Source organism: Streptomyces sp. NBC_00454 (genome assembly GCF_041434015.1).
Taxonomy (GTDB): Bacteria; Actinomycetota; Actinomycetes; order Streptomycetales; family Streptomycetaceae; genus Streptomyces.
On the sequence record NZ_CP107907.1, the window covers coordinates 912,318 to 936,767 of the forward strand.

The window sequence follows — 24,450 nt, forward strand, 5'->3', positions numbered from 1 at the left end:
CGCTCATGCCGTACGTACGAGAGCCCGTGCCCCGGATTCCTGGGGCACGGGCTCTCGTACGTACGGGTTCGCGCAGGCCGCGGGTCGGGGCCCCGGCCTGCGCGACCCTCAGCCGAAGACCACGCAGGTGGCGGCGGGCACGGCCAGCGAACCGGCCCTGCGCGGCTGGCCGGTCAGCGGGTCCACGTCGAACCAGGTGACGTCCCCGGAGCGCTCGTTGGCCGCGTACAGCCGGTGGCCCGAAGGATCGGCGGCGAGGTCGCGCGGCCAGTTCCCCCCGCACGGCACCGAGCCGGTGAGCTGCGGCTTCTCGGGGCCGGCGGCGAGCGAGAAGGTGGCGATGGTGTCGGCGCCGCGGACGGCCGCCCACACGAAGCGGCCGTCGGGCGAGGCGACGATGGCCGAGGGATAAGCCTCCGGAGCCCCTGGAGCGCTCTTGGGGGCCACCGGAACCTCGGCGACCGGTTCCAGTTCCCCCGACCCGGCGTTCCAGCGGCAGACGGTCAGCTGCGGATCCAGCTCGTGCAGTACGTAGACCACCTCGCCGGAGGGGTGGAAGGCGAGGTGCCGGGGGCCGGTCCCGGCGCGCAGCGCGGTCTCGGCGTGGACGCGCAGGGCCCCGGTGGCCGGGTCGAGCACGCAGACCCGTACCGAGTCGGTGCCGAGGTCCACGCTGAGCACCCAGCGGCCGCTCGGGTCGGGCAGCACCTGGTGGGCGTGCGGACCTTCCTGCCGGCCGGCGTCGGGTCCGGAGCCGTGGTGCGCGAGCACGGACGCGGGGCCGTCGGCGGCGCTGAGGGCCCCGTCGGCGGCGAGCGGGAGGCTGCTGACGCTGCCGGAGGTGTAGTTGGCCGTCAGGATCCGGCGCCCGGACACGCTGAGGTGGGTGGGGCCGGAGCCCCCGACGCGGACCGCCGGGCCGAGGGCGCTCAGCCCCTCGATGGTGGGACGGAAGGCGCCCACCGCACCGCGCTCGGTCTCGCTCACTGCGTAGAGCACGTCGGTGCGGCGGTCGTGGGCGAGGTACGAGGGGTCCTCGACGGCCTTGGTCGCCGAGAGCGCGGTCAGTGCCCCGGTGGCCGGATCCACGGTCGCGGTGGTGATCCCGCGGCCGCCTCCCGAGGTGAACGAGCCGATCCAGGCCCGGTGTCCGCCGCCGGGGACCGTTCGGTCCGTACCGCCCACACCACTGTCCGCGTCGCCCACGGGAGACCCCTCTCGGCTGCTTTCGGATCCGTCCGGGAGCGACGTTAACAGAAGGGTCTAGACCAAGTCCCGCCCCTGGGCCCGTTCCTGCGCGCCGGGATGGTGGACGTACGCGGTCGCGCTCGGCCGGTCCTCGTACGTCCGGTGGAAGACCGGGGTCGCCGAGCCGGAGATCGGCGGCACGATCCAGGACCAGTCCGCGCCCACGTCCCGCCCCTTGCGCTCCTCCTTCTCCATGTGGGTCAGGAAGCGCCGGGACTCCGTGTGGTGGTCTGCGATGGTGACCTTGGCCCGGTCGAAGGAGTGCAGCACCGCCCGGTTGAGCTCGACGAGCGCCCGGTCCTTCCAGAGCGAGCGGTCGCTGGCGGTGTCGAGCCCCATGCGGCGGGCGACGGCGGGCAGGAGGTTGTAGCGGTCGCCGTCGGCGAGGTTGCGGGCGCCGATCTCGGTGCCCATGTACCAGCCGTTGAAGGGCGCGGCCGGGTAGTGGATGCCGCCGATCTCCAGGCACATGTTGGAGATGGCGGGCACCGCGTGCCAGCGCAGGCCCCAGTCCGCCCAGCCGTCGCCGCCCCGTGCTCCGTCGGGGTGCTCGATGGGCACCTCCAGCACGGCGCCGGCGGGGACGTCGAACCAGCGGGGTTTGTCGTCGACGCCCTGGACCACCAGCGGGAGGAGGTCGAAGGGGGTGCCGGGGCCGCGGGACCAGCCGAGTGCGAGCAGCGCGCTGGTGAGCGGGGCGTTGCGGGCGTCGCCGACGGTTATGGAGTGGTGGTCCCCGTAGCCGGCGTACCGGATCAGCTGCTCGCTCCAGATCAGCGGGCCGGGGCGGTCCGGGGCGTCGGGGGCGAAGACCGTGATGGTGGGCCGGACCCGGCCGCCGTTGGTCGCCTCCCGCAGGTGCTCGAAGCACTCGGCGGCGATCTCGTCGGAGTCGGTGAGCTCGCGGCGGTCGCGGACGCGCAGCGAGTTCCAGTACAGCCTGCCTATGCAGCGGTTGCTGTTGCGCCAGGCCACGCGGGCACCGTGCACGAGCTCCTCGGGGGTGTGCCGGTACGTGCCCGTCCCGGCGAGTTCGGCCCGCACGGCGGCGAGCCGCGCCCGCGGATCACCGGCGTCCGGATTCTCCCTGTGGAACAGACGGATGAACTCCTCGGCCGCTTCCCACACTTGAGCGGTGGTGGAGCGCTGTTGAAGTATTTCCATTCCGGGCGGTTACCCCCAGTCCGACCAGATCCACCCCGCATGGCCCCGATTCGGCCATGCCGGATGAATGTGCAATGAACAATCACCCGTTGTACACGCCGCAGGTCAGCGGCGCGTGAGAGGCGCGCCCGGAACACTCCTCCGTGTGATCTTCATCCATCGGCCTGCGGGCGGGACATGGCGCGGCGTACCATCCGCGGCACGTTCGCTTGATCAGGCGCTGATGACCAGCGGGGCGCGCGGATGGGTGCGCAGCGGGACGTGCAGGGCGACCAACGCGTGTTCCAGTCCGTGCAGATGGGCCAGGGCCGGCTCGGCCGCATGCGGGCGCGGTACGGGCGCGACGGCCGGTTCCGGGGCTCCGTGCGGGGTGGTCAGCGTCTCCACGGCCGCCTCCACCCGCCAGCAGGCGGCGGCGAGCCGGGCATCGTGCGAGGCCTGCGGGTCGGCGGCGACGGCCACCAGTCCGCGCACCTCGCGGGCGCAGTCGTCGAGCAGCCCGAGGACCTGGCGGGCCCGCGCCTTGCGGGCGCGCAGCGGGCTCAGCGGATGGACGAGGGGTGCGAGGGCCATCCGCACCCGGGCCAGCAGCAGTTCGAGCTCGGCGGCGTGCGGGGCCGGATCGGCGTCGGGGTCTCCGGCGAGCCGGTCGAGGGAGGCCGCGGTGGAAGCCCGTACGCAGTGCAGGGCGCGCTGGATCCAGGCGTCGTTGGCGGCGTGCGTGGTGACGGGCAGCAGGAGTACGACGGCGAGCGCGGCGCCGAGGGCGCCGACGGCGGTCTCCTCGAAGCGCAGGAGCAGCAGGCCGGGGTGGAGCACGCCGAGGAGCCCATAGAGCAGGCCCGCCATGACGGTGACGAAGAACATCATCCAGGAGTACGACGGGGCGGCCGTGTAGAAGATCCCGAAGACGCATACGGCGACCAGCGCGGCCGTGGGCGCGGGGGCTCCGTGCAGCGGCACGGCGATCAGCAGTCCGGCGGCGATGCCGACGACCGTGCCGAGGACCCGGCGGAAGCCCCGGACCAGGGTCTCGCCGCGGGAGGCGGTGTTGACGAAGATCCACCAGGCGGTGCCGACGGCCCAGTACCAGCGGTCCTCGGACAGCACCTGGCCGATGCCGAGCGCGAAGGCGCAGGCGGCGGTGGCCTGGAAGGCCTGCCGGGTGGTGGGCCGGGCCAGCCCCGTGCCGGGCAGTCCGGGCGGCGCGGCGGCGGGCGGGGTGCGCCGCTCGATGGGCCAGAACAGGAAGCGGACGGACCCGGCGGACAGCAGCGCCAGCCCGACGGCCGCGTACAGCTCGGGGAGCTGGGCGGGCTGCGCGTGCAGGAACTGGGTGACGAAGAACATCATGAATCCGAAGATCCCCAGGGCGTGTCCGCGCGGGCCGAAGCGGCGGGCGTAGACCCCGGCGAAGACCACGGCGAGGAAGGCCGCGTCGCGGGCGAGCGGGACCCCGTGCAGGGTGGTGGCCAGTGTCAGCACCGGGAAGCCGGCGACCGGCAGCAGGGCCGTGGTCACCCGCTGGGCGCACACGGTCGAGTCGAGCACCGTGAAGAGCACGAGCAGGGCCGCCAGTCCCCCGGTGATCGAGGCGACGAGGGAGAGCCCGCACAGTTCGGCCACCGCCACGGCGAGCCCTACGCCGACGACGGCGCGAGCCGAGTTCCTGAGCCTTGCACGCCCCGGGTCCGGAGCCACGAACATCCTCTTCACGGCGGTGTGCCGCCCCCCTTGCAGTGGTGCGCGCCGACCCGGTGGCCGCCCGGGGGTGGTGGGCGGCGTACGGGCACGGCGAAGGCGCCGCGCTCCGGGTCCGGCCTCGTTGCCGTCCGGCGCTGCGCGGCGCCGTAAGTACATGGATACGACACAGATAAGCACCTGCGGGGGCAATGGCTCAACCGAGCTCCCCAACAGTGGGCCATTGGCACAGTCCGGACCCGAGATCTTCGGCCACAGGGGGCCAACGGGCCGACACCGCGGCATCCTGCCGCCCGCCTAAAGAAACGCCCAAGGCCTTCAAGAAACCCCCAAGGCCTTCAACAAGCCGTTGACGGGTGCGTGCCGCGACCCTAGGTTCCCTCAATGCGGAATAAAGATTCCGGATTATGGAAGTCGCTGCTCGGGTCGGCTGTCCACGTCGCCGTCCCCTCCCAGCCCCACGGGCACGGTCCCCCGCCGCTGCCCACCCACGGCGCCCCCGACCCAGAGAGACCCGGATGCCTACCACGCTCGATACGGGCAACACCGCATGGCTGATGGCGAGCACCGCCATGGTCCTGCTCATGACCCCCGGCCTCGCCTTCTTCTACGGCGGCATGGTCAAGACCAAACACGTCCTGGTCATGCTGAAGATGAGCTTCGTCTGCCTGGCCCTCGTCACCCTGCTGTGGCTGGCCATCGGCTACAGCTTGGCCTTCGGCAAGGACGTCGGCGGCCTCGGCCTCATCGGCACGCCGGCGCACTGGATGATGCACGACGTGGGGATGACGAGCCTCTGGGGCACCACCGGCATCCCCACCGTGATCTTCTCCGCCTTCCAGATGGCGTTCGCCATCATCACCGTGGCGCTGATCAGCGGATCCATAGCCGGACGCGCCACCATGCGCGGCTGGCTCTGGTTCGTGGTCGCGTGGACGCTGCTGGTCTACGTGCCGATGGCGCACTGGGTGTTCGCCCCGGACGGATGGGTCATCGCGCACCTGGGGGCACTGGACTTCGCGGGCGGCCTCCCGGTCGAGATCAACTCCGGCGCGGCCGGCCTCGCCGTGGCGATCGTGGTGCGCAAGCGCAAGGACTTCGAGCGCGAGGCCATTCGCCCGCACAACCTTCCGCTGGTCGTGATCGGCCTCGCGCTGCTCTGGTTCGGCTGGTTCGGCTTCAACGCCGGTTCCGCCCTGCAGACCGGCGGCACCGCCCCGATGGCCTTCTTCAACACCCAGCTGGCCGCCGCCGGCGCGATGGTGGGCTGGCCGCTGATCGAGAAGTGGAAGCTCGGACACGTCGAAATGCTGGGCGTCGCCGGCGCGGCCGTGGCCGGCATGGTGGCGATCACCCCGTCCTGCGGCGAGATCTCCCCGGCCGGCGCCCTGGCGGTCGGCTTCATGGCCGGTGTGGTCTGCGCCTTCGCGATCAACTTCAAGTACAAGCTGCGCTACGACGACACCCTGGACGTGGTCGGCGTGCACGGCTTCGGCGGCATCGTGGGCACCCTGGCCATCGGCCTGTTCGCCACCAGCCAGATGAGCGGCAAGAAGGGCCTGTTCTACGGGGGCGGCGGCGACCTGCTCTGGCGCCAGGCCGTCGCGGTCCTGGCCTGCGCACTGTTCTCCTTCTCGGCGACCTGGCTGATCGCCAAGGTGATCGAGAAGACCATCGGCTTCCGCGCCGACGAGGAGTACGAGCACGTCCCCGGCCAGGAGGAGGAGCAGGCCTACGACGACGAGACCATCGCCGAGATCCGCTCCCGCCTGATCCAGGCCCGGGTCCCGGTGGCGGTGGGCGCCGACCTGCGGGAGGCGGATTCCGCCGCTGCCGACCATCAGCTGCTCGCCGAACTGCGCGAGGTGCTGGAGCGACGGGAGAACGAGAAGTGACTCCCCTTCTGGCACCCGGCCCGGTGGATTCGGGCAACTCCGCCTGGCTGATGATGGCGTCCGCCATGGTGCTGCTGATGGCACCGGGCGTGGCGTTCTTCTACGGCGGCATGGTGAAGACCAGCCAGGTCATCGCGATGCTCAAGATGTGCTTCCTGTGCCTGGTGGTCGTGACCATCATCTGGTTCTCGGTCGGCTACACCCTCGCGTTCGGCCCGGACGCCGGCGGGCACGGGCTGATCGGCGGACTGGACCATCTGTTCATGACCGGCATCGGCACGGACAGCACGACCGACGGGGTCCCCACCGTCATCTTCTCGGTCTTCCACATGTCGTTCGCCATCGTGACCGTCGCCCTGATCAGCGGTTCGGTCGCCGGGCGGGCGACGATGAAGGGCTGGATGGCCTTCGTCGGCGCCTGGACCCTGCTGGTCTACATTCCGATGGCGCACTGGGTGTTCTCGCCCGACGGCTGGGTCAGCAAGCAGGTCGGGGCGGTCGACTTCTCCGGCGGCACGGTCGTCGAACTGAGCTCCGGCGCGGCCGGACTCGCCCTGGCGCTCGTGGCGGGCAAGCGGCAGGACTTCGAGCGCACGAAGATCCGTCCGCACAACCTCCCGCTGGTCGTGATCGGCCTCGCCCTGCTGTGGTTCGGCTGGTTCGGCTTCAACACCGGCTCGTCGCTGAGCACCCCGGGCGCGGCGGCGATGGGCGTCATGAACACCCAGCTGGCGGCCGGCGCCGCCATGGCCGGCTGGGCGGTGACCGTCTACCTGCGCACCCGCAAGGTCGGGCTGCTCGACATGTCCATGGGCGCGGTCACCGGCATGGTCGCGACGACCCCGCTGGCCGGCGGCGTCAGCATGGCGTGGGCCGTGATCATCGGCTTCCTGGCCGGTCTGACCTGCGCGTTCGCGATCAGCTGGAAGTACCGCTTCGGCGTGGACGACACCCTGGACGTGGTCGGCATCCACGGCTGGGGCGGCCTCTTCGGCATGCTGATGGTCGGCCTCGCGGCGACCGGCGCGATGACCGGCAAGAAGGGCGTGTTCTACGGGGGCGGCTGGGACCTGCTGGGCAAGCAGCTGGTGGCCGTACTGGTGCTCGGCCTCTTCTCGTTCGCGATGACCGCGCTCATCGGCAAGGTCGTCGACCTCACCCTCGGCCTGCGCCAGCCGGGCGGCGCCGAGGAGCACGAGCAGGTCTACCAGAACGACTGGGACGACCAGTTCAAGGAGATCGTCGACGCCCTGCGCGGGGCCGACGAACCCGCCGGCCGGTCCGGCGCGGAGGCGGACGCGAGCGCCCTCCTCGATCAGGTCCGGCGCACGCTGGCCGCCCGCCCCGAGCAGACCAGGCAGCCCCGCCGGTCCGGGCACGGCAAGGACTGAGCCACCGGCCGAACCGGACGCACGAAACGACGGAGCCCCGCCACTGGATGGCGGGGCTCCGTCCTTTCATGGCTTCCAACAAAGGGGAATCTCCCACTCCAAAGGATTGACTGAATTTTCAGTTAGGGAGAGGATGCGGGCACATCGCCATCCCCCACCCTCACAAGGGAGCCCCATGGCCCAGCCCGTTCCGTCCCGTCGCACCCTCCTGAAGGCCGGTGCGGCGGCCCTGCCCCTGATGGCGGCCGGCTCGGTCCTGTCCGCGCCCGCGTTCGCGGCGGACACCGCCTCCGCCGCCGCGCTGCGGCTGCCCCTGGAGAGCGACGCACACACCCGTACCTTCATGGCCTGGCCGGCGCTGTCCTCGATCTGGCCCGGCCGGCTCTCCGGGGTGCGCCGGGACATCGCCAACGTCGCGTACGCGATCTCGCGCTTCGAGCCCGTCGTGATCCTCGCCCGTCCCGAGCTGGCCGCCGATGCCAGGTATGCCTGCGGAAGCGGCGCCGTCCACGGCATCGAGGTCATCGAGATAGCCAACGACGACCTGTGGATCCGCGACTTCGGCCCCACATTCGTCGTGGGCCCCGGCGCGATCGCCGGCGTGGACACCAACTTCAACGGCTGGGGCAAGACCGGGACGACCTACTACCAGCCCTTCGCCAACGACGCCGCGGCCACCGCGACCCTCCTCGGTCAGTACGGTGTCAACCGGATCCAGGCCCCGTTCGTGGGCGAGGGCGGTTCCCTGGAGACCGACGGCCAGGGCACCCTGCTGGCCACCGTCAGCTCGCTCGTGAACGACAACCGCAACCCGGGCAGGACCCAGGCGCAGGTCGAGGAGGCGCTGAAGTCCTCGCTCGGGATCGACAAGGTCATCTGGGTCCCCGGCCTCGCGGGCGCGGACATCACGGACTGCCACATCGACTGCCTGGCCCGCTTCTCCGCGCCCGGCCAGGTCATCCTGGACAAGCCCGGTCCCCGTGCCGACCCCAAGTGGGTCGCCGTCTACGAGGAGACCAAGCGGATCCTGCAGGGCGCCACCGACGCCCAGGGCCGTCCGCTGGCCATCACCGAACTCCCCGGCCCCGACCGCACCCAAATCCGCGGCAAGGGCACGGAGTTCCTCTCCAGCTACACCAACTACTACACCGTGAACGGGGCCGTTCTCGTTCCCCAGTTCGGCGACCCCTTCGCCGACGGCATGGCCTACACGATCCTGCAGGCCAAGTACCCCGGCCGCGACATCGTCCAGCTCGACATCGACAACATCGCCTACGGAGGCGGCGGCATCCACTGCTCCACCCAGTCCCAGCCCGCCGTACCCGCCGCCGTCTGAGAACAGGACGGACGAAGGGAAGGAGGATGTCGCACGGCGCCCCGGCGCGACATCCTCCGCCCGTCGCACGGCGCCCCGGGTGATCCGCGAGGCGCTGACCAACGTCCTCGAACACGCCGCGGGGGGGGCGGCCGTAGGAGTGTCCGTCCGCACCGACTCCCCACACCACGAGGTTCCTGCTGTGATACGCGTTCTCCTTGCCGACGACCAGGAACTGGTCCGCGCCGGAATCAGGCTGGTCCTCAAACACGCCGGCGACATCGAGGTGGTGGCCGAGGCCTCGAACGGGCACGAGGCGGTGCACCTGGCCGTCGAACACCGGGTCGACGTCGCGATGCTCGACATCCGGATGCCGGGCACCGACGGCCTCGACGCGGCGGAGCGGATCGCCGCGCGGGCCCCCTCGGTTCGCGTCCTCATGCTGACCACCTTCGGCGGGCACGCGTACGTGGAGCGGGCGTTGCGTGCCGGGGCGGCGGGGTTCCTGCTCAAGGACAGCACCCCTCAGGAGCTCATCCAGGCCGTCCGCACGGTCGCGGGCGGTGCGCCGGTCGTCTCCCCGCAGATCACCCGGCACCTCATCGACCAGTACCTCGGCAGCCACGAGGGACCGGCCGACCCGCGGCTCGACCTGATCGCCGATCTCACCGGCCGCGAACTCGAGGTGCTCACCATGGTCGCCACCGGCGCCTCCAACGCGGAGATCGGCAAGCAACTGCACCTCGGAGAAGGCACGATCAAGGCGTACGTGAGCCGGATGCTGACCAAACTGAGCTGCGCCAACCGGGTCCAGGCGGCCGTCCTGGCCCACGGCGCCGGGCTCTCACCCGGCTGGTGATCAGCGTCCGGTGGAGCTCGCGGACGGCCCTTCCGTGGCCCGGTGCCGGCCGGCCGGCGCCTCACCGGAGCCTTCCGGTCCGGGCGCCTGCCGCGGCGGCGGCGCCCCGGCGGCGCTCACGGCCAGGAACGCACCGGCTGCCCCGGCGACGACGATCTTGGCCACCAGTGCGGTCCAGCGCATCAGTGCCTCCTCAGGTGTGACGGTGCGGGTACGGGTACGGTCATCAGGCCGTGCCCGGTGACGTTCTGGATCTGGAGCCCCGGGCGGGCGTTGACCTCGAGGATGAGCGGCCCCCGGTCGGCGTCGACGACTATGTCCGCGCCCAGGTAGCGAAGGCCCGTCGCGCCCGCGCACCGGCGCGCCGCGTCGAGCACCTGCGGCCAGTGCGGCACGGCCCTGCCGATCAGGGGTTCGCCGGTGTCGGGGTGGGTCCCGGTCGGCTCCTTTCCGACGAGGGCGTGGGTGATCCGGCCGGTGGCCAGGTCGACGGCGGCGCCGATGGCCTTCTGGTGCAGGTTCGCCCGGCCGCTGCTGAAGCGGGTGGGCAGACGGAGCATCGCCAGCTGCGGCCGGTCTCCGTGGCAGATCACCCGGATGTCGGGGAGCCCCTGGTGGGAGAGGCGCGCGAGGTCCGGATGGGCCCGGATCAGTGGTTCGAACATCGCCCGGTCGGTGGGGCGCGGGGAGAACTCCCCGTCCAGGATGCGGCGCAGCTGCTCGGCGACCACCGCCCGGGGGATCCGCTTGCCGGAGGAGGAGTGCCATTGCCTTCGCCGTCTGCCGAAGGCGAGCAGGATGCCGTTGCCGCCCAGGCTCTGGTTCGGTTTCAGCGCCCAGCAGTCGGGCAGGGCGTCCCAGTCCAGTGCGGCGATCTCCCGGCGGGAGCGCAGCAGGGCCAGCGTGGGTGAGGTGGGCGCGCCGACGGACTCCAACACCGCTTTGGTCGCGTACTTGTCGTTGACCAGCCGAATGGCGGCCGAGGGATTGTGTTCGGCGATCCGGGCATTGCGCAGGTTCATGCCCATCACCGGATCCCAGCCGCGGAACCGGTTCACGCGGCGACGTCCTGGGCCCTGGCCGCCGGTGCGAACCTGAAGAGTTCGCTCAGCCGCAGCCCGCGGTACGTTCCCACGATCGCCGTCCACACGGCGCAGACGAGCGCCAGCTGCAGCGGTACGGCTTCCGCGAGGTGGCGTACGTGCGGGGTGAGCAGGAGCAGCGCGACGAGTACGGCGGTGCCCATGGTCAGTGCGGCGCCGACGGCGGCGGACCGGATGCCGTCGAGGTCCCACTGCTCCCACAGCCGTTCGGTGATGATCGCGGTGACGACGACCGGGAGGGACATGCCCCACGCGTCGGAGAGCCCGAAGCCCCCCAGGGTGAGCTGAGCGGCGATCAGGCCCGAGGTGACCACGGCGATCAGCACTCCGAGGCGGGCGACGCGCGGCAGGTGCAGCCGACCCAGCAGGGGCTGCATGGAGAAGCCGAAGGCGAACATCACCAGGGTCAGCGGTACGCCCAGGAGCAAGCCGGACTGTGCGTACGCGAGGGCCAGCAGGACCGGGCTGAAGGTGCCCAGGGTGTTCAGCCCGACGACGACGCGGAACAGGACGATCAGGAGGGCCGCCAGGGGCAGCAGCGCCATCATCGAGACGGGGTCGATGGCCGGTGCCTTGGTGAACAGGATCCGCAGGGCGGACGGCGCGGTGGCCGCGTCGGGCTGGGTCAGCAGCCGCCTGCCCACGGCCACGTGGAGTCCCTGGACGTCCTGGCGGCCCAGGAGTACGGGGGTCTCGCGCTTGGACCGGTTGTTGACGTTGGTCTTGGCCGTGAAGGTCCGGCCGGCCAGGTGCATCGTGGAGTCGACCACGGGGCGTTCCTCGCGGCCGAGGGCCGAGCCGACGGTGACCCGGGGGGCCCGGGCGAGGTCGAAGCCGAGCTCCTTGGCCAGCGCCGTGTCCATCGAGGACGCGGACGCACCCGTGTCGATCATGGCGAGGACATCGGCCGTCCTGCCGTTCGGTCCGCTGATGCGGACCATCTCCCGCTCCCCGATCACCTCCGACGAGCGCGTCAGCGCACGGTCCGGAGTGCTGAGCACACCGAGCAGGAGCAGGCCCAGGGCGGCCACGGCCGCGAGGACCTTGAAGAGCACCGGCGCCTTCCTGCGCCCGCCTCGGTGCACCGCGGCGGGCGGCCGGTCGGTGTCGTCCACGCTTGCTTGGTCTTTTCGCAGGTCATACACATGGCCAGCTTCGAGGGACGGCAAGGGCGCGCAGTAGTAACGATCGGCCCGGGAGGGGCAACGAAAGTTACGCGGACACGGCTACGGGGCTACTGGGCGGGCTACGGGGCTACGGGTACGCGGCGCTCTCCGTCGGGACGCAGAGCACCGGCACCGGGGAGAGGTGCAGGAGTTTGTGCGGGGTGGAACCGAGGAGGGCCCCGCGGATCGGGCTGTCCCCCCAGCTGCCGACGATGATCACCCGGGCCTGGTGGCGTTCCGCGGCGTCGAGCAGGGCCTGGGCCGGTTTCTCGTCCACCACCTCGACCGTGGAGGGAACCCCGGCCTCGTCGGCGGCCTCCACCGCTCGGGAGAGCGCGCTGCGGCCCGCCTCGCGGACGGCTTCGCGGTGCGCGCGGTACTCCTCGCCGGTGGCGCCGGGCGCGGCCGCCCCGTAGACGAGGACGAGGGGCTCGCCGAAGGCGGTGGCCACCTCCAGCGCCACGCGCAGGGCGCGCTCCGCGCCGGGCGACTCGTCGTACCCGAGGACTACGGACATCGGGGCTCCTCTCGGGGTCCGGTCGGGGTCGGGGCGACGGGCGGGGCGGCGGGCGGGGCCACGGGGCAGGTCACGGGCTCAGGGCTTCTTGAATCCGCGGACGAGGTCCGGGTCGGCCACGCCGCGCCGCTCCTGCCAGAAGCGGCCGTCGCGGATCCGCCAGAAGCACATGACCAGCACGCCCACGACGGCGATCCCGATGCCGATGACCAGGGGCGGTCCCAGTCCGAACCAGGAGCCCCCGCTCGCGGAGTTCTCCGGGTTCGACATGCTCGCGACCGACTTCACCAGCAGCCAGGCCAGCAGGCCGGCGCCGATCACCGGGCCGAGGCCGATCAGCAGGAAGTTGTGCACGCTCTCCAGCAGGTGGCGGCGGTAGTAGACGGCGCAGGCCACGCCCGTGAGCGCGTAGTAGAAGGAAATGAGCAGGGAGAGGGCCGTCAGGGAATCCAGGAGGGCGTTCTCGCTGATCTGGTTGACGACGAGGTACCAGCCGATGGCGATGGCCGCCACCCACCAGGTGCTCACGTCCGGGGTGTGGAAGCGCGGGTGGATGTGCGAGAGGTGCGGCGGCAGCGCGTGCCGGCGGGCCATGGACAGGGCGGTGCGGGAGGCGGGGATGATCGTGGTCTGGGTGGAGGCCAGGGCGGAGGTGCAGACGGCGAGCAGGACGACCCAGTCCCAGCCGCCCATGACCTCGTGCGCGAGGACGGCGAAGACGGCCTCCTCCTCGCCCGCGTTCTCGGAGAGGAACTTCGTGCCCGCGTAGGCGACGACCGCGTAGCCGACCGACAGGTAGGTCACCAGGAGCACGACGGTGGACCAGATGCCGGCCTTGCCCGGCGCGGTGGCGGAGTCCTCCACCTCCTCGGTGAGGTTGACCGCCGATTCCCAGCCCCAGTAGATGAACACGCCGAGCAGCAGTCCGCCGGTGAGTGCGGCGCCGCCGGCGCCGAAGGGGTTGAGCCATTCCACCGAGGGTCTGATCCCGTCGAGGGTGCTGGTGCCCGCGTAGACCCGGTAGATGGCGACCACCGCGAAGACCAGCAGGAAGAAGACCTGGGCGAGGATCAGGACGTCCTGGAGCCGGGCGGACATCTCGGTACCGATGACGCAGACGGCCGTCATGGCAAGGATCACCACGACGGTCAGGCCCTGGCGGATCCACTGGTTCGCCGCCCAGCCGTCGAGACCGGCGGCGAGCAGTCCGAAGTGGACGGCCACGTCGGCGAGCGAGCCGATGACGAGGACGCCGGTCATCGCGATGGCCCAGCCGCCGAGCCAGCCGGCCCAGGGGCCCATGGCCCGCGTCACCCAGGAGAAGGTGGTTCCGCAGTCCTGGTCGACCTTGTTGAGGTAGTAGAAGGCGGCGGCGATCAGCAGCATCGGGACGAAAGAGGCCAGCATGACGCCGGGCGCGTAGATCCCGGCGAGGGCGACGATCGGACCGATGACCGCGGCCAGGGAGTAGGCGGGCGAGGTCGAGTTCAAACCGATGACGAGCGCGTCGAGGAATCCGATCGCGTTGGCCTGGAGCCTCGCGTTTGGGTCCGTTTCCGGGATCCCCGTACCGCCGCCCGCGTCTTCATGGGCCATGTACGCATCGTCACGCAGACCCGGTCGGCGCGCGAGGCGGGGACCGGGGAGGTCGGCTACAGCACTAGGCCGTCTCTTCGACCTAGGCGTCAGGGGCTGGTGTTCCAGCCCGCGACGACCGGGAGGCCGTGTTCCCTGGACAGCACGCTGAAGGTGCCCGTGCGGAGCAGGAAGAGGCGCCCGGCCTCGGGCGGCAGGCCGAGGTAGCGGGCGGTCAGCACGCGCAGCAGGTGCGCGTGGGCCACCAGGACGACATTGCCCCCGTCCGCGTGCAGCAGGTCGGCCACCCGGGCCAGTACCCGGTCCGCGCGGGCGCCGACCTGGGCCGCGTTCTCGCCCGGGTGCTCGGGGCCCCCGGGCGGGACCCCGTCGGTCCACAGCGACCAGTCGGGGCGCTCGCGCAGGATCTCCGCGGTGGTGATGCCCTCGTAGCCGCCGTAGTCCCACTCGTACAGATCGGGGTCGGCGACTCCTCCGGAGAGCCCGGCGAGCTCGGCCGTGGCGGCGGCCCGGCGCAGGGGGCTGGTCAGTACCAGGGCCGGATGGTGGTCCCGGAAGAACGGGGCGAGCGAGATCGCCTCCTCCACTCCGTGCGCGGTCAGCGGAACGTCGGTGCGTCCCGTGTGCCGCCCGCTCACGCTCCACGCGGTCTCGCCGTGCCTCACCAGCAGCAGATCACTCACGCTCAGGACCCTAATCCCTGCGCCATGCCGACGCGGGAGGACGCACGCGTCGCCGCAGGGTTCGCCGCGGGCTACGAGGACTGGGTGGAAGCGGTGCACCGGCGCTGCACGCGCTCGCCCGCCGGGCGCTCGGCGAGGAGCGGGAGGCCGAGCACGTCACCCAGCAGGTCTTCCTGGCGGCCTGGCGCGGCCGCGGCGTCTACCGGCCCGGGCCAGGCGGCTTCGGGACCTGGCTGACCGGCATCACCCGGCACAAGGTGGCCGACGCCCTGGCCGCACGGACCCGGCGGGCCCGGCTGGCCGAGGCCGCGGCCCGGCTCTGCGACCCGGCGCTGAACGTCCTGCGGCAGTCGCTGGAACCCGGCCCGCTGCAACCGACTCGATGACCGCCAGCCCCGAGCGCAGCCCGAGCAGCCGCTCGGTGCGCGCGGACGGGGGCGGCAGCGCAGTGGCCGGGGCCGCGGATCCGGCACCCCGGCCCGGCCCGGCGGGCAGCAGGGCCGAGTGCCCGCGAGCGCCGCGCGGGCCCCACTCGATGCCGGTGAGCGATCCGGCCAGGGCGGTGTCGGCGGTCGTACGGGCCTGCGCCCACAGGGCGACGGCGCGCGGGCCCGTCCGCCGCGCGGCCTCGCGCAGGGCGTCGGCGGGCAGGTCGGCGCCGAACATCCGGACCGGCAGGGCCCGTTCGCCGAGGGCCGCGGCCAGCGCTTCCATGGGCAGGCTCCTCCACCGCCTGCGCGTCCAGTCGTACGGCGGCCCTCGCGAGCCCCCGGCACTCCGGCCGGACATCCCCGGGGCGCAGCGCGCGGGGCCCGCCCGGGGGTCCAGCGCCGGCGGCGGCCGTCCTCGCGACCCGGTGAACCTTTCCGGTCACAGCACTGGACACCGAGGTGCCGGGCGACGGCGCCGGTGGCCGGAGCGGGGGCTTCGGGGGTTCGGGCTCCACCGCTCCACCGTGCGGGGCGGCGGGGCGGCGGGCCGTCACCCGGCGCCCTCCTCGCGGCCGCGGCGGAAGCGGTCGAGCCCGTCGGCGAGTTCTACCACCGGGTCGGGGTAGTCGTAGCGGGCCCGTTCCGGCGCGGGCAGCCGCCACGGCTCGTGCACGCGCGGCGCGGGGAGTCCCGCGAGCTCGGGGATCCAGCGGTGCACGTAGCCGCCGTCGGGGTCGTGACGCAGGCCCTGGCGGACCGGGTTGAGGACCCGGTTGGGGCGGGTGTCGGTGCCCGTGCCCGCCACCCACTGCCAGTTGAGCTGGTTGTTGGCGAGGTCCCCGTCGACGAGCAGGTCCATGAAGTGGCGGGCGCCGACGCGCCAGTCCACGTAGAGGGTCTTGGTGAGGAAGCTCGCCGTCAGGAGCCGCCCGCGGTTGTGCATCCAGCCTTCGTGGGCCAGTTGGCGCATGGCCGCGTCGACCACCGGGTAGCCGGTCCGGCCCTCCTTCCAGGCCCGGATCTCCTCCTCTGCGGCTGGTCCGGTACGCCAGCGGTCCCCGCGCGCACGGTAGTCCCGGGTGGCGGCCGCCGGCCGGGCGGCGAGCACCTGGTGGTGGAAGTCGCGCCAGCACAGCTGCCGTACGAAGGCCTCCGCGCCCGGGCCCCCGGCGGCGCGGGCCCGGTGGACGGCTTCCGTGGGCGAGAGCGTGCCGAAGTGCAGATGCGGGGAGAGCCGGGAGGTGGCGTCGCCGGCCAGGTCGTCGTGGTTCTGCGGGTACCCGTCGAGGCCGGAGCGCAGCCAGCGGGCGAGCAGCCTGCGGGCCTCGCCCTCGCCGCCGCGGGCCAGTCCCGGGGAGGTGCCGGTGACGGCGGCGCGCTCGGGCAGCGGATCGGAGCGGACGGCGTCGGGGACCCGGACGCCGCCGCGGGGCGCGGGGGCGGTGGCGCGCAGGGGCTGCTCCGTCCAGCGGCGGTGGTACGGGGTGAAGACGGCGAAGTGGTCGGACCCGGCGGGCAGGACGGCCCCGGGGGCCAGGGCGGTGATCACGGAGTCGTGGACGTGGAGCCGCCGGCCCTCGGCTTCGAGGGCGGCGCGCAACCGGTCTTCGCGGGCGTGCGCGTACGCGCTGACGCCGCCCGCCATGTGCACCTCGTCGGCGTCGGCCTCCCGTACGAGGGAGACGGTCTCGGCCACGGGGTCCCCCGAGCGGACGACGAGGCGGCCGCCGCGGGCGCGCAGCCCGTCGTCGAGGTCGGCGAGGCAGTCGGCGAGGAAGGCGAGTCGGTTGGGCGGCGCGGCGACCGCGGGGTCGCGGACGAAGAGCGGGACCACCTGTTCCGAGGAGGACAGGGCTGCGCGCAGCGGTGGATGGTCGTGCAACCGCAGGTCGGAGGTGTAGAGGACCACCGCAAGGTTCATGGGGGTTGGCTCCGTGTGGGGTGGGTGGGTGGGGCGGGGAGAGTGCCTGTCGTGGGTTACTTCGGCGCGGGCCCCCTCCCGGATGCGCCGGCAGCGCCGCTCGAGCCCGGGCAGGCTCCGGGCGCCCCGTTGGTACAGTCGCGGCATGGCGGTGGACGAGCTCGACACACGGATCCTGCGCCTGCTGATCGAGCAGCCGCGCACCAGCATCCGCGAGTACGCCCGGATCCTGGGAGTCGCGCGCGGCACCCTCCAGGCCCGGCTCGACAGGCTGGAGCGCACCGGGGTGATCACCGGGACCGGGCCCGTGCTGTCCCCCGCCGCACTCGGACATCCGGTCCTGGCCTTCGTGCACATCGAGGTCACCCAGGGGCACCTGGACGAGGTCGGCGACGCGCTGGCCTCCGTACCCGAGATCATCGAGGCCTTCTCCATCACCGGCGGCGGGGACCTGCTGACCCGAGTGGCCGCCCGGGACAACGCGCATCTGGAGGACGTGATCCAGCAGCTGATCCGCCTCCCCGGCGTGGTCCGCACCCGGACCGAGGTGGCCCTGCGCGAGCGGGTGCCGCACCGGCTGCTGCCGCTGGTCGAATCCGTGGGCCGGGCCGCAGTCAAATCCTGACAAGATGGTACGGACAGGTACAGGACCGTACAGGCAGGACGGGCACACCGCATGATCTCCGTCATATTCGATCTCGACGGCACCCTCGTGGACAGCGAGCCGAACTACTACGAGTCCGGGCGCCGCACCCTGGAGCGGCACGGCGTGCCCGGTTTCACGTGGGAGGAGCACTCCCAGTACATCGGCATCGGCACGCTGGAGACCCTGGAGATCCTCCGGGACCGGTACGCGATCCGGACCCCCGTGGAGCAGCTGCTCGCCGAGCAGAACGCCGCCTACCTGGAGCTCGCCCGCACGCACACCGAGGCCTACCCGCAGATGCGCACCTTCGTGGAGCGGCTGCACGCCGACGGCGTCCCGATGGCGGTGGCCTCCGGGTCCTCGCTCGAGGCGATCGACGCGGTCCTGGCCGGTACCGGGCTGGACGCGCTGCTGACCACGGTGGTCTCCGCCGAGGAGGTGGCGCAGGGCAAGCCCGCCCCCGACGTGTTCCTGGAGGCGGCGCGGCGCCTGGGCGCGGAGCCAGCCGACTGCGTGGTCGTCGAGGACGCGGCGCCGGGCGCCCTGGCCGCCCGGGCGGCGGGCATGGACTGCGTGGCGATCCCGTACGTGGCGGCCACCGCCGACGACCCGGCGTTCGCGGAGGCCGGGCTGCTCTTCCCTTCCGGACAGCGGGAGTTCAGCGCGGACACCGCCTACGCGTGGTTCACCGAGCGCCTGGCCGCCTGAACCCGGGCCGGGCTCGACCCGAGCCCGATCCGAGCCCGGCCCGAGCCCGATCCGAGCCCGGCCTCCGACCCCTGGCGCCTTGGGGGCGGCGCTGTCACCATGCCCGGGTGAGCGCCACACTGCTGCCCCAGGGCGCCGAGCGCGGACCGCGCCGGTGGCCCCTGGTGGGGAACCTCCCCGCCTTCGCCCGCGACCCGCTGGCCTTCTTCGAGTCGCTGCGCGACGAGTACGGCGACTGGGTGCCGTGGGCGCTCGGCCCTCAGCGCAATGTGCTGGTCTCTCGGCCCGAGCACGCGGGTGAGCTGCTGGGCGCCGTCGAGTCCACCTTCAGGCCGACCGAACTGGGCTGGGCCTTCCGCCAGTTGCTCGGCAACGGGGTGGTCGTCGCCACCGGCGACGACTGGCGGCGCAAGCGGGCGCTGGTCCAGCCGTCGGTGCGCCCGCGCCAAGTGCGCTCGTACGCGGCCACGATGGTGGAATGCGCCGACGCACTGGCCTCCGGCTGGCGCGGGGGCGAGCGGATCGACGTGCACAGGGAAATGGCCGGACTCACCCAACGGATCGCGGTACGCACCCTGTTCGGGAGCGACGCCGCGGGACGGGAGGAGCCGATCAGTGCGGCCATGGCCACGGCTCAGCGGGAACTGAGCGCGGAGTTCCGGGGGTTGACCCTGTTCCTGCCGCCGTGGATCCAGACACCGGGCCGCCGCCGGATGCGGGCGGCGGTGGCCGTCCTCGACCGGGAGATCGAGCACGTCATACGGGAACACGAGGCGGCCTCGGCGGCCGGCGAAGACCGGGACGACCTGCTGAGCCGGCTCCTCGCCGCCCGGGACGAGAACGGCGCGCCGCTGTCGCGCACGGAGCTGCGCGACGAGTCGATCACCCTCTACATCGGCGGCCACGAAACCACCTCGACCACCCTGACCTGGGCCTGGCAGCTGCTGTCGGGGGCGCCCGAGGCCCGTGAACGGCTGTCGGAGGAGCTCGACCGGGTGCTCGGCGGCCGTCTGCCGACCTACGAGGACTACGCGCGGCTGCCGTGGACCCAGCAGGTGGTCAAGGAGGCGCTGCGGATCTATCCGCCGATCTGGCTGATCTCGGCGGTGGCCGCGGAGGGCGCGGAGCTCGGCGGACGACCGGTCCCGGCCGGGCTGTCGGTCTGGGTGAGCCCCTGGTCGATGCACCGGGACGCGCGCTGGTTCCCGGAGCCGGAGGCCTTCCGCCCCGAGCGCTGGGACGCGGACGCCCCTCACCCGGTCCCGGAGCACGCCTGGTTCCCCTTCGGCGGCGGCCCCCGCGCCTGCCTGGGCGCCCGATTCGCCCTGGTCGAGGCCGCCCTCGTCCTGGCCGTCCTGGCCCAGCGCTTCCATCTGGACACGGGCCCCACCCGCGCCGAGGTCCTCCCGGGCCTCACCCTCCAGCCGGTCGGCCCGGTCCCGGCGACACTGCGCGCGAGCCGGGCGTAACGGAGGCGCGCGCGTTCCGCAGGCCGTCGGAACCCGCGGGAAGATCCCGTCGCCGCGCCCGGTTGGTAGAACCGTGAACGATTTCTTGGAGCGGGACGCGGCAGCGGTGGACGTGGTGGTGGTCGGTGCGGGGCAGGCGGGGCTGTCCAGTGCCTACCACCTGGCGCGGGCGGGCATCGGGCACGTGGTCCTGGACCATGCGCCCCGTCCGGGCGGCGCCTGGCAGTTCCGCTGGCCCTCGCTCACCTACGGCAAGGTCCACGGGATGCACGCGCTGCCGGGGATGGAGCTCACCGGGGCCGATCCGCTGCGTCCGTCCTCCGAGGTGATCTCCGAGTACTTCGCCGCGTACGAGGACCTCTTCGGGCTCCACGTGCGCCGGCCCGTGGACGTCACGGCCGTACGCGAGGGGGCGGCGGACCGGCGGCTGCTCGTGGAGACCGGGTCCGGCGCCTGGTCGGCGCGGGCGCTGATCAACGCCACCGGAACCTGGGACCGGCCGTTCTGGCCGCGCTACCCCGGACAGGAGACCTTCCGCGGCCGCCAGCTGCACACGGCGAACTATCCCGGGCCGGGCGAGTTCGCCGGAGCCCGGGTCATCGTGGTGGGCGGCGGCACCTCGGCCGTACAGCACCTGCTGGAGATCGCCGAGGTGGCCGCGGAGACCACCTGGGTCACCCGGCGGCCCCCGGTGTTCCGCGACGGGGACTTCGGCGAGGCCGAGGGCCGCGCGGCGGTGGCCCTGGTCGAGGACCGGGTCAGGCAGGGACTGCCCCCGCGGAGCGTGGTCAGCGTCACCGGGCTGGCGCTGACGGAGGCGGTCCGCGGCGGCCTGGCCTCGGGGGTGCTGGAGCGCCGCCCCATGTTCGACCACCTCACGGCCCGGGGGGCCGCCTGGGCCGACGGGCGGCGGGTGGAGGCGGACGTGATCCTGTGGGCCACCGGCTTCCGCGCGGCCATCGACCACCTGGCCCCGCTGCGCCTGCGCGAACCGGGCGGCGGCATCCGGCTCGACGGCACGCGCGCGGTCCGCGACGAGCGGATCCACCTCGTCGGCTACGGACCTTCGGCGTCGACCATCGGCGCCAACCGCGCCGGCGGCTCCGCGGTCCGCGAGATCCACCGGCTGCTCACGCGCACCCCGGCCGACGTCTCCTAAGGGGTGTCGCCCCCGTCCCCGTCAGGTCTTCTTGGAGGCCGACCGGAGCCGGTTGAACTCGGCCACGTGGCGCTTGTGCTCCTCGTACGTCTTCGAGAAGCGGGTGTCGCCCGCCTTCACGGTGACGAAGTACAGCCACTCCCCCGGCGGCGGCGCGACCGCGGCGGCCATGGCATCCAGGCCGGGGCTGTCGATCGGCGTGGGCGGCAGGCCCTGGCGCTCGTACGTGTTGAAGGGGTTGTCGATCTTCGTCTCGCTCAGCTTGGTGTCCACCGTGGCACGGTTCAGCGCGTAGTTGATGGTGGAGTCCATCTGGAGCGGCATCGACTTCGCCAGCCGGTTGTGCACCACCCGGGCGACCTTGCCCATGTCCACGCGGGTGTCGGCCTCCGCCTCGATGATGCTGGCGAGGGTGGCCGTCTGGTACGGGGTCATCCCGTGGGCCTTGCCGCCGTCGGCGACGGCCTTGGTGGCGAGCTTCTTGGTGGCCGTCTCGACCATGTACGTGAGCAGCGTGGCCGGGGTGGACCGGGAATTCACCGGATACGTGGCCGGGAAGAGGTACCCCTCCGGATTGCCCTTGGCTTCCGCGGGCAGGGGCAGCGCGGTCTTCGCGGCGGCGGCCTGGGCGGAGCCGGCCGGCAGCTTCAGCTCGCGGTCGATGGCGGCGTAGACCTGCGCGGCCCGCCAGCCCTCGGGGATCAGCAACTGGCGCGGTTTCTCGGGCGCTTCCTCACCGGGCACCAGCGGGATCAGAACGGCCGTCCCGAGTCCCACGAGCGTAGCGAGGAAGAGCGCCAGCCGACCCCGGCGGGTCAGCCGGGAACGGCGCGTTGGTGGCGGCCGGTTCTCTTGACGCATACGGAAACGCTAACCCGCGAAGTGTCAGATTTATGACATCTCGCCCGTGTTCCGGTCATACGATCACACATTTACAGGGGCGGCTTCGGTCCCGCGCAGGGGCTCCGGCTTGAGCGCACCCCGCTTGAGCCCGTCCGCGGTGAGGGTCTCCGGCTTGAGCGCGGCCTCCCGGTCCCGCCGGACCAGTGCCGCGTACCGGCCGTCGGCCGCCAGCAGTTCCTCGTGGGTCCCCCGCTCGGCGATCCGGCCCGCGTCGAGCACCACGATCTGGTCGGCGTCGCGGACGGTGGAGAGGCGGTGGGCGATGGTGATGGTGGTGCGACCCTGCGAGAGGTTGTCGATGGCCCGCTGAACGGCGTGCTCGGTGCGGGTGTCCAGGGCGCTGGTGGCCTCGTCGAGGATCAGGACCGGCGGGTCGCGCAGGATGGTGCGGGCGATCGCCAGGCGCTGCTTCTCGCCGCCGGAGAACCGGTACCCGCGCTCGCCGACCAACGTGTCGTAGCCGTCGGGCAGGGACTCGATGTGCTCGTGGATCTGGGCCGCACGGGCCGCCTCGGCGATCTCCTCGTCGGTGGCGTCCGGCTTGGCGAACCGCAGATTGTCGGCGACGGAGGCATGGAAGAGGTAGGTCTCCTGGGAGACCACGCCGATGGAGCGGGCCAGCGAGTCGAAATCGAGGTCGCGCACATCGACCCCGTCGAGGGCTACGCGGCCGCCGGTGACGTCGTAGAGCCGGGGCACGAGATAGCTCAGCGTGCTCTTGCCGGATCCTGTCGGACCCACCACCGCGAGGGAGCCGCCGGCCGGGACGGTGATGTCGATGCCCGTCAGCGTCGGGCCGCTCTTGGCGTCGTACTCGAAGTGGACGTCCTCCAGCCGGACCTCGCCCTTGGCGCGGTCGAGGCGGACGGGGTCCTCGCGCTCGGTGATGTCCACCGGCAGGTCGAGGTACTCGAAGATGCGGGCGAACAGCGCGAGGGAGGTCTGTATCTGGACGCCGGTCGACAGCAGGCTCACCGCGGGCCGGAACAGGCCCTGCTGGAGGGTGACGAAGGCGACCAGGGTGCCGACCGAAAGCGAGGGCGCACCCGTCTGCAGGGCTATGCCGGCCGCCCAGTAGATGAGCGCGGGCATGGCGGCCATGACGATGCCGATGGTGGACATCCGCCAGCGCCCGGCCATGCTGGAACGCACTTCGAGGTCGACGAGCTTCTCGGACTCCTCGGCGAAGGAGGTGGTGAGCGAGTCGGCGCGGCCCATCGTGCGGCCGAGCAGGATGCCGCTCACCGAAAGGGACTCGGTAACCGTCGCGGCCATCGTGGCCATCTGCTTCTGGCGCTGCGCGGTGATCTTCTTGCGCTCGCTGCCGACGCGGCGGCTGATCCACACGAAGACGGGCAGCAGGAGCAGCGAGACGATCGTGAGCCGCCAGTCGAGCGCGAGCATCGCGACGACGGAGGCGATGACGGCCGTGGCGTTGGAGACGAGGGAGGTCGCCGTGGAGGTGACCGTGGCCTGCATGCCGCCGATGTCATTGGCGATGCGGGACTGCACCTCGCCGGTGCGGGTGCGGGTGAAGAAGGCCAGCGGCATCCGCTGGAGCTGCGCGTAGACGGCGGTGCGCAGGTCGTGCATGACCCGCTGGCCGACCGTCGTGGATATCAGGGTCTGCAGCACGCCGAAGATGCTGGTCACCACGGCGGTGGCGATCATGCCGAGGGCGAGCAGGCTGAGCAGCCCGGTGCGGCCCTGCGGGATCGCGGTGTCGAGGATCGCCTTGAGCAGGAACGGCGAAGCCACGCCGACCAGCGAGGACGCGGCGACGAGTACGGCGACGACGCCGAGGCGGCCGCGGTAGGGCCGGAACAGGCCGGCGATGCGGCGCAGCTCGCGCGGCCGCTCGGCCGGGGTGGGACCACTGGGGTCGAGGGATTCTTTCGAGGGCGTCCACTCGGGTTCCTTGGGGCGCATGGGCCTCCTTCATGACAGCTGACCGGACTCGAATGAGCATAGCTCATTGTTACCTATACTCACAATGAATCTGGTCCTGATACTGTTCCCATTATGAGGACCGCAGCATGAGTACCGCTTCCGAGACCGAGCGCGAGACCGAGCCCGCCGAGCGTGCCGAGCGTGCCGAGCCCACCGAGTCCGCCGAGCGTGCCGACAGCACCGACAGCGTGCTCGCCGAGCAGCTCCTGCGCCTGACCCGGCGGCTCCACCGCATCCAGAAGCGCCATCTGGAGCCGCTCGGCATCACCCCGGCACAGTCCCGGTTGCTGCGCACGGTCGCCCATCTCTCCGCCGGCCAGCCGCCCCGGATGGCGGACCTCGCCGCCCGCCTGGAGGTCGTGCCCCGCGCCGTGACCACACTGGTCGACGGTCTGGAGGCCGCCGACCGCGTGCGCCGCGTCCCCGACCCGTCGAACCGCCGCGTCATAAGGATCGAGCTCACCGACAGCGGCCGCGCCACGCTGCGCCGGCTGCGCAACGCGCGAACCGACGCCGCAGAGGAGATCCTGGCTCCATTGACCGCCGATCAGCGCGAGGTGCTCGGCGGCCTGCTGAACGCCCTGGCGGACGCCCCGCCGGAGCTGCACTGCTGACCAGGCGGCGG

At 72.4% G+C, this 24,450-nt stretch carries 22 protein-coding genes and 1 pseudogene; 10 read left to right on the forward strand and 13 right to left on the reverse strand.

What is annotated here, in order from left to right; genetic code table 11:
* Positions 1-108 precede the first annotated feature (108 nt).
* The 3 genes from OHU74_RS04230 to OHU74_RS04240 all read right to left on the reverse strand — a co-directional run bounded on the left by OHU74_RS04230 (position 109) and on the right by OHU74_RS04240 (position 4,119).
* Positions 109-1,206: a lactonase family protein gene (locus OHU74_RS04230; protein WP_371614642.1), complete on the reverse strand. Its 1,098-nt coding sequence runs from the start codon at positions 1,204-1,206 to the stop codon at positions 109-111.
* Positions 1,207-1,263: 57 nt separating this feature from the next.
* Positions 1,264-2,412 carry a nitric oxide synthase oxygenase gene (locus OHU74_RS04235; protein ID WP_371614643.1) on the reverse strand — a complete coding sequence of 383 codons (1,149 nt, stop codon included), beginning with the start codon at positions 2,410-2,412 and terminating at the stop codon, positions 1,264-1,266.
* 213 nt (positions 2,413-2,625) lie between these two features.
* A complete protein-coding gene (locus OHU74_RS04240; RefSeq protein ID WP_371619563.1) occupies positions 2,626-4,119 on the reverse strand; it encodes an FUSC family protein in 1,494 nt (497 codons plus the stop codon).
* Positions 4,120-4,631: 512 nt separating this feature from the next.
* Here OHU74_RS04240 and OHU74_RS04245 point away from each other — a divergent pair.
* The 4 genes from OHU74_RS04245 (at position 4,632) to OHU74_RS04260 (ending at position 9,573) form a co-directional block, all read left to right on the forward strand.
* Positions 4,632-6,008, forward strand: a complete 1,377-nt coding sequence (locus tag OHU74_RS04245; RefSeq protein ID WP_371614644.1) for an ammonium transporter — start codon at positions 4,632-4,634, stop codon at positions 6,006-6,008.
* Complete coding sequence (locus OHU74_RS04250) at positions 6,005-7,399, forward strand: ammonium transporter (protein ID WP_371614645.1); 1,395 nt, start codon at positions 6,005-6,007, stop codon at positions 7,397-7,399. Before OHU74_RS04245 ends, OHU74_RS04250 begins: the two co-directional genes overlap by 4 nt.
* A 175-nt stretch (positions 7,400-7,574) precedes the next feature.
* Positions 7,575-8,735, forward strand: a complete 1,161-nt coding sequence (locus OHU74_RS04255; RefSeq protein ID WP_371614646.1) for an agmatine/peptidylarginine deiminase — start codon at positions 7,575-7,577, stop codon at positions 8,733-8,735.
* A gap of 181 nt (positions 8,736-8,916) precedes the next feature.
* Positions 8,917-9,573, forward strand: coding sequence for a response regulator (locus OHU74_RS04260; RefSeq protein WP_371614647.1), 657 nt, complete (start codon positions 8,917-8,919; stop codon positions 9,571-9,573).
* Here the strand turns inward: OHU74_RS04260 and OHU74_RS04265 are convergent, their stop codons facing one another.
* The 6 genes from OHU74_RS04265 to OHU74_RS04290 form a co-directional block, all read right to left on the reverse strand.
* Positions 9,574-9,756, reverse strand: coding sequence for a hypothetical protein (locus tag OHU74_RS04265; RefSeq protein WP_371614648.1), 183 nt, complete (start codon positions 9,754-9,756; stop codon positions 9,574-9,576).
* The gene (locus OHU74_RS04270) at positions 9,756-10,631 is read right to left on the reverse strand and encodes a sugar-transfer associated ATP-grasp domain-containing protein (RefSeq protein ID WP_371614649.1); all 876 of its coding nucleotides are present in this window, start codon (positions 10,629-10,631) and stop codon (positions 9,756-9,758) included. Before OHU74_RS04270 ends, OHU74_RS04265 begins: the two co-directional genes overlap by 1 nt.
* Complete coding sequence (locus tag OHU74_RS04275) at positions 10,628-11,791, reverse strand: 7TM domain-containing protein (protein ID WP_371614650.1); 1,164 nt, start codon at positions 11,789-11,791, stop codon at positions 10,628-10,630. Before OHU74_RS04275 ends, OHU74_RS04270 begins: the two co-directional genes overlap by 4 nt.
* Positions 11,792-11,930: 139 nt before the next feature.
* Complete coding sequence (locus OHU74_RS04280; RefSeq protein WP_371614651.1) at positions 11,931-12,359, reverse strand: universal stress protein; 429 nt, start codon at positions 12,357-12,359, stop codon at positions 11,931-11,933.
* A gap of 78 nt (positions 12,360-12,437) precedes the next feature.
* Entirely contained in the window at positions 12,438-13,955 is a 1,518-nt protein-coding gene (locus OHU74_RS04285; protein ID WP_371614652.1) for an APC family permease, read from the reverse strand.
* An 89-nt stretch (positions 13,956-14,044) separates the two neighbouring features.
* Positions 14,045-14,638, reverse strand: coding sequence for a histidine phosphatase family protein (locus OHU74_RS04290; protein ID WP_371614653.1), 594 nt, complete (start codon positions 14,636-14,638; stop codon positions 14,045-14,047).
* A gap of 104 nt (positions 14,639-14,742) precedes the next feature.
* Between OHU74_RS04290 and OHU74_RS04295 the strand changes: the two are divergent.
* Positions 14,743-14,868: pseudogene (locus OHU74_RS04295) on the forward strand (sigma factor); the annotation flags it as partial.
* Positions 14,869-14,881: 13 nt separating this feature from the next.
* Here OHU74_RS04295 and OHU74_RS04300 read toward each other — a convergent pair.
* Both OHU74_RS04300 and OHU74_RS04305 read right to left on the reverse strand, forming a co-directional pair.
* A complete protein-coding gene (locus OHU74_RS04300) occupies positions 14,882-15,352 on the reverse strand; it encodes a hypothetical protein (protein WP_371614654.1) in 471 nt (156 codons plus the stop codon).
* Between the two features lie 267 nt (positions 15,353-15,619).
* On the reverse strand, positions 15,620-16,990 hold the full coding sequence (locus tag OHU74_RS04305; protein ID WP_371614655.1) for a deoxyribodipyrimidine photo-lyase: 1,371 nt from the start codon (positions 16,988-16,990) through the stop codon (positions 15,620-15,622).
* A gap of 145 nt (positions 16,991-17,135) precedes the next feature.
* Here OHU74_RS04305 and OHU74_RS04310 point away from each other — a divergent pair, with 145 nt between their 5' ends.
* The 4 genes from OHU74_RS04310 to OHU74_RS04325 all read left to right on the forward strand — a co-directional run bounded on the left by OHU74_RS04310 (position 17,136) and on the right by OHU74_RS04325 (position 20,972).
* Positions 17,136-17,615, forward strand: a complete 480-nt coding sequence (locus tag OHU74_RS04310; RefSeq protein WP_371614656.1) for an Lrp/AsnC family transcriptional regulator — start codon at positions 17,136-17,138, stop codon at positions 17,613-17,615.
* 51 nt (positions 17,616-17,666) lie between these two features.
* Entirely contained in the window at positions 17,667-18,344 is a 678-nt protein-coding gene (locus tag OHU74_RS04315; protein ID WP_371614657.1) for an HAD family hydrolase, read from the forward strand.
* A gap of 107 nt (positions 18,345-18,451) precedes the next feature.
* Positions 18,452-19,813, forward strand: a complete 1,362-nt coding sequence (locus tag OHU74_RS04320) for a cytochrome P450 (RefSeq protein WP_371614658.1) — start codon at positions 18,452-18,454, stop codon at positions 19,811-19,813.
* A gap of 73 nt (positions 19,814-19,886) precedes the next feature.
* Positions 19,887-20,972, forward strand: a complete 1,086-nt coding sequence (locus OHU74_RS04325) for an FAD-dependent oxidoreductase (protein ID WP_371614659.1) — start codon at positions 19,887-19,889, stop codon at positions 20,970-20,972.
* A gap of 21 nt (positions 20,973-20,993) precedes the next feature.
* Here the strand turns inward: OHU74_RS04325 and mltG are convergent, their stop codons facing one another.
* Both mltG and OHU74_RS04335 read right to left on the reverse strand, forming a co-directional pair.
* Positions 20,994-21,833 (reverse strand): endolytic transglycosylase MltG, encoded by an 840-nt coding sequence (mltG, locus tag OHU74_RS04330; RefSeq protein WP_371614660.1) that lies wholly within the window; start codon positions 21,831-21,833, stop codon positions 20,994-20,996.
* A 63-nt stretch (positions 21,834-21,896) separates the two neighbouring features.
* Positions 21,897-23,804, reverse strand: coding sequence for an ABC transporter ATP-binding protein (locus OHU74_RS04335; protein WP_371614661.1), 1,908 nt, complete (start codon positions 23,802-23,804; stop codon positions 21,897-21,899).
* 107 nt (positions 23,805-23,911) lie between these two features.
* Here OHU74_RS04335 and OHU74_RS04340 point away from each other — a divergent pair, with 107 nt between their 5' ends.
* Entirely contained in the window at positions 23,912-24,439 is a 528-nt protein-coding gene (locus OHU74_RS04340; protein WP_371614662.1) for a MarR family winged helix-turn-helix transcriptional regulator, read from the forward strand.
* Positions 24,440-24,450 lie beyond the last annotated feature (11 nt).

Bases quoted from the DNA above. Each gene is read 5' to 3' on its own strand.
- OHU74_RS04255 (WP_371614646.1), top strand. From the start codon at position 7,575: ATGGCCCAGCCCGTTCCGTCCCGTCGCACCCTCCTGAAGGCCGGTGCG.
- OHU74_RS04335 (WP_371614661.1), bottom strand. From the start codon at position 23,804: ATGCGCCCCAAGGAACCCGAGTGGACGCCCTCGAAAGAATCCCTCGAC.
- OHU74_RS04285 (WP_371614652.1), bottom strand. From the start codon at position 13,955: ATGGCCCATGAAGACGCGGGCGGCGGTACGGGGATCCCGGAAACGGAC.
- OHU74_RS04300 (WP_371614654.1), bottom strand. From the start codon at position 15,352: ATGGAAGCGCTGGCCGCGGCCCTCGGCGAACGGGCCCTGCCGGTCCGG.
- OHU74_RS04265 (WP_371614648.1), bottom strand. From the start codon at position 9,756: ATGCGCTGGACCGCACTGGTGGCCAAGATCGTCGTCGCCGGGGCAGCC.
- OHU74_RS04310 (WP_371614656.1), top strand. From the start codon at position 17,136: ATGGCGGTGGACGAGCTCGACACACGGATCCTGCGCCTGCTGATCGAG.
- OHU74_RS04280 (WP_371614651.1), bottom strand. From the start codon at position 12,359: ATGTCCGTAGTCCTCGGGTACGACGAGTCGCCCGGCGCGGAGCGCGCC.
- OHU74_RS04240 (WP_371619563.1), bottom strand. From the start codon at position 4,119: ATGTTCGTGGCTCCGGACCCGGGGCGTGCAAGGCTCAGGAACTCGGCT.
- OHU74_RS04305 (WP_371614655.1), bottom strand. From the start codon at position 16,990: ATGAACCTTGCGGTGGTCCTCTACACCTCCGACCTGCGGTTGCACGAC.
- OHU74_RS04245 (WP_371614644.1), top strand. From the start codon at position 4,632: ATGCCTACCACGCTCGATACGGGCAACACCGCATGGCTGATGGCGAGC.
- mltG (WP_371614660.1), bottom strand. From the start codon at position 21,833: ATGCGTCAAGAGAACCGGCCGCCACCAACGCGCCGTTCCCGGCTGACC.
- OHU74_RS04235 (WP_371614643.1), bottom strand. From the start codon at position 2,412: ATGGAAATACTTCAACAGCGCTCCACCACCGCTCAAGTGTGGGAAGCG.
- OHU74_RS04315 (WP_371614657.1), top strand. From the start codon at position 17,667: ATGATCTCCGTCATATTCGATCTCGACGGCACCCTCGTGGACAGCGAG.
- OHU74_RS04340 (WP_371614662.1), top strand. From the start codon at position 23,912: ATGAGTACCGCTTCCGAGACCGAGCGCGAGACCGAGCCCGCCGAGCGT.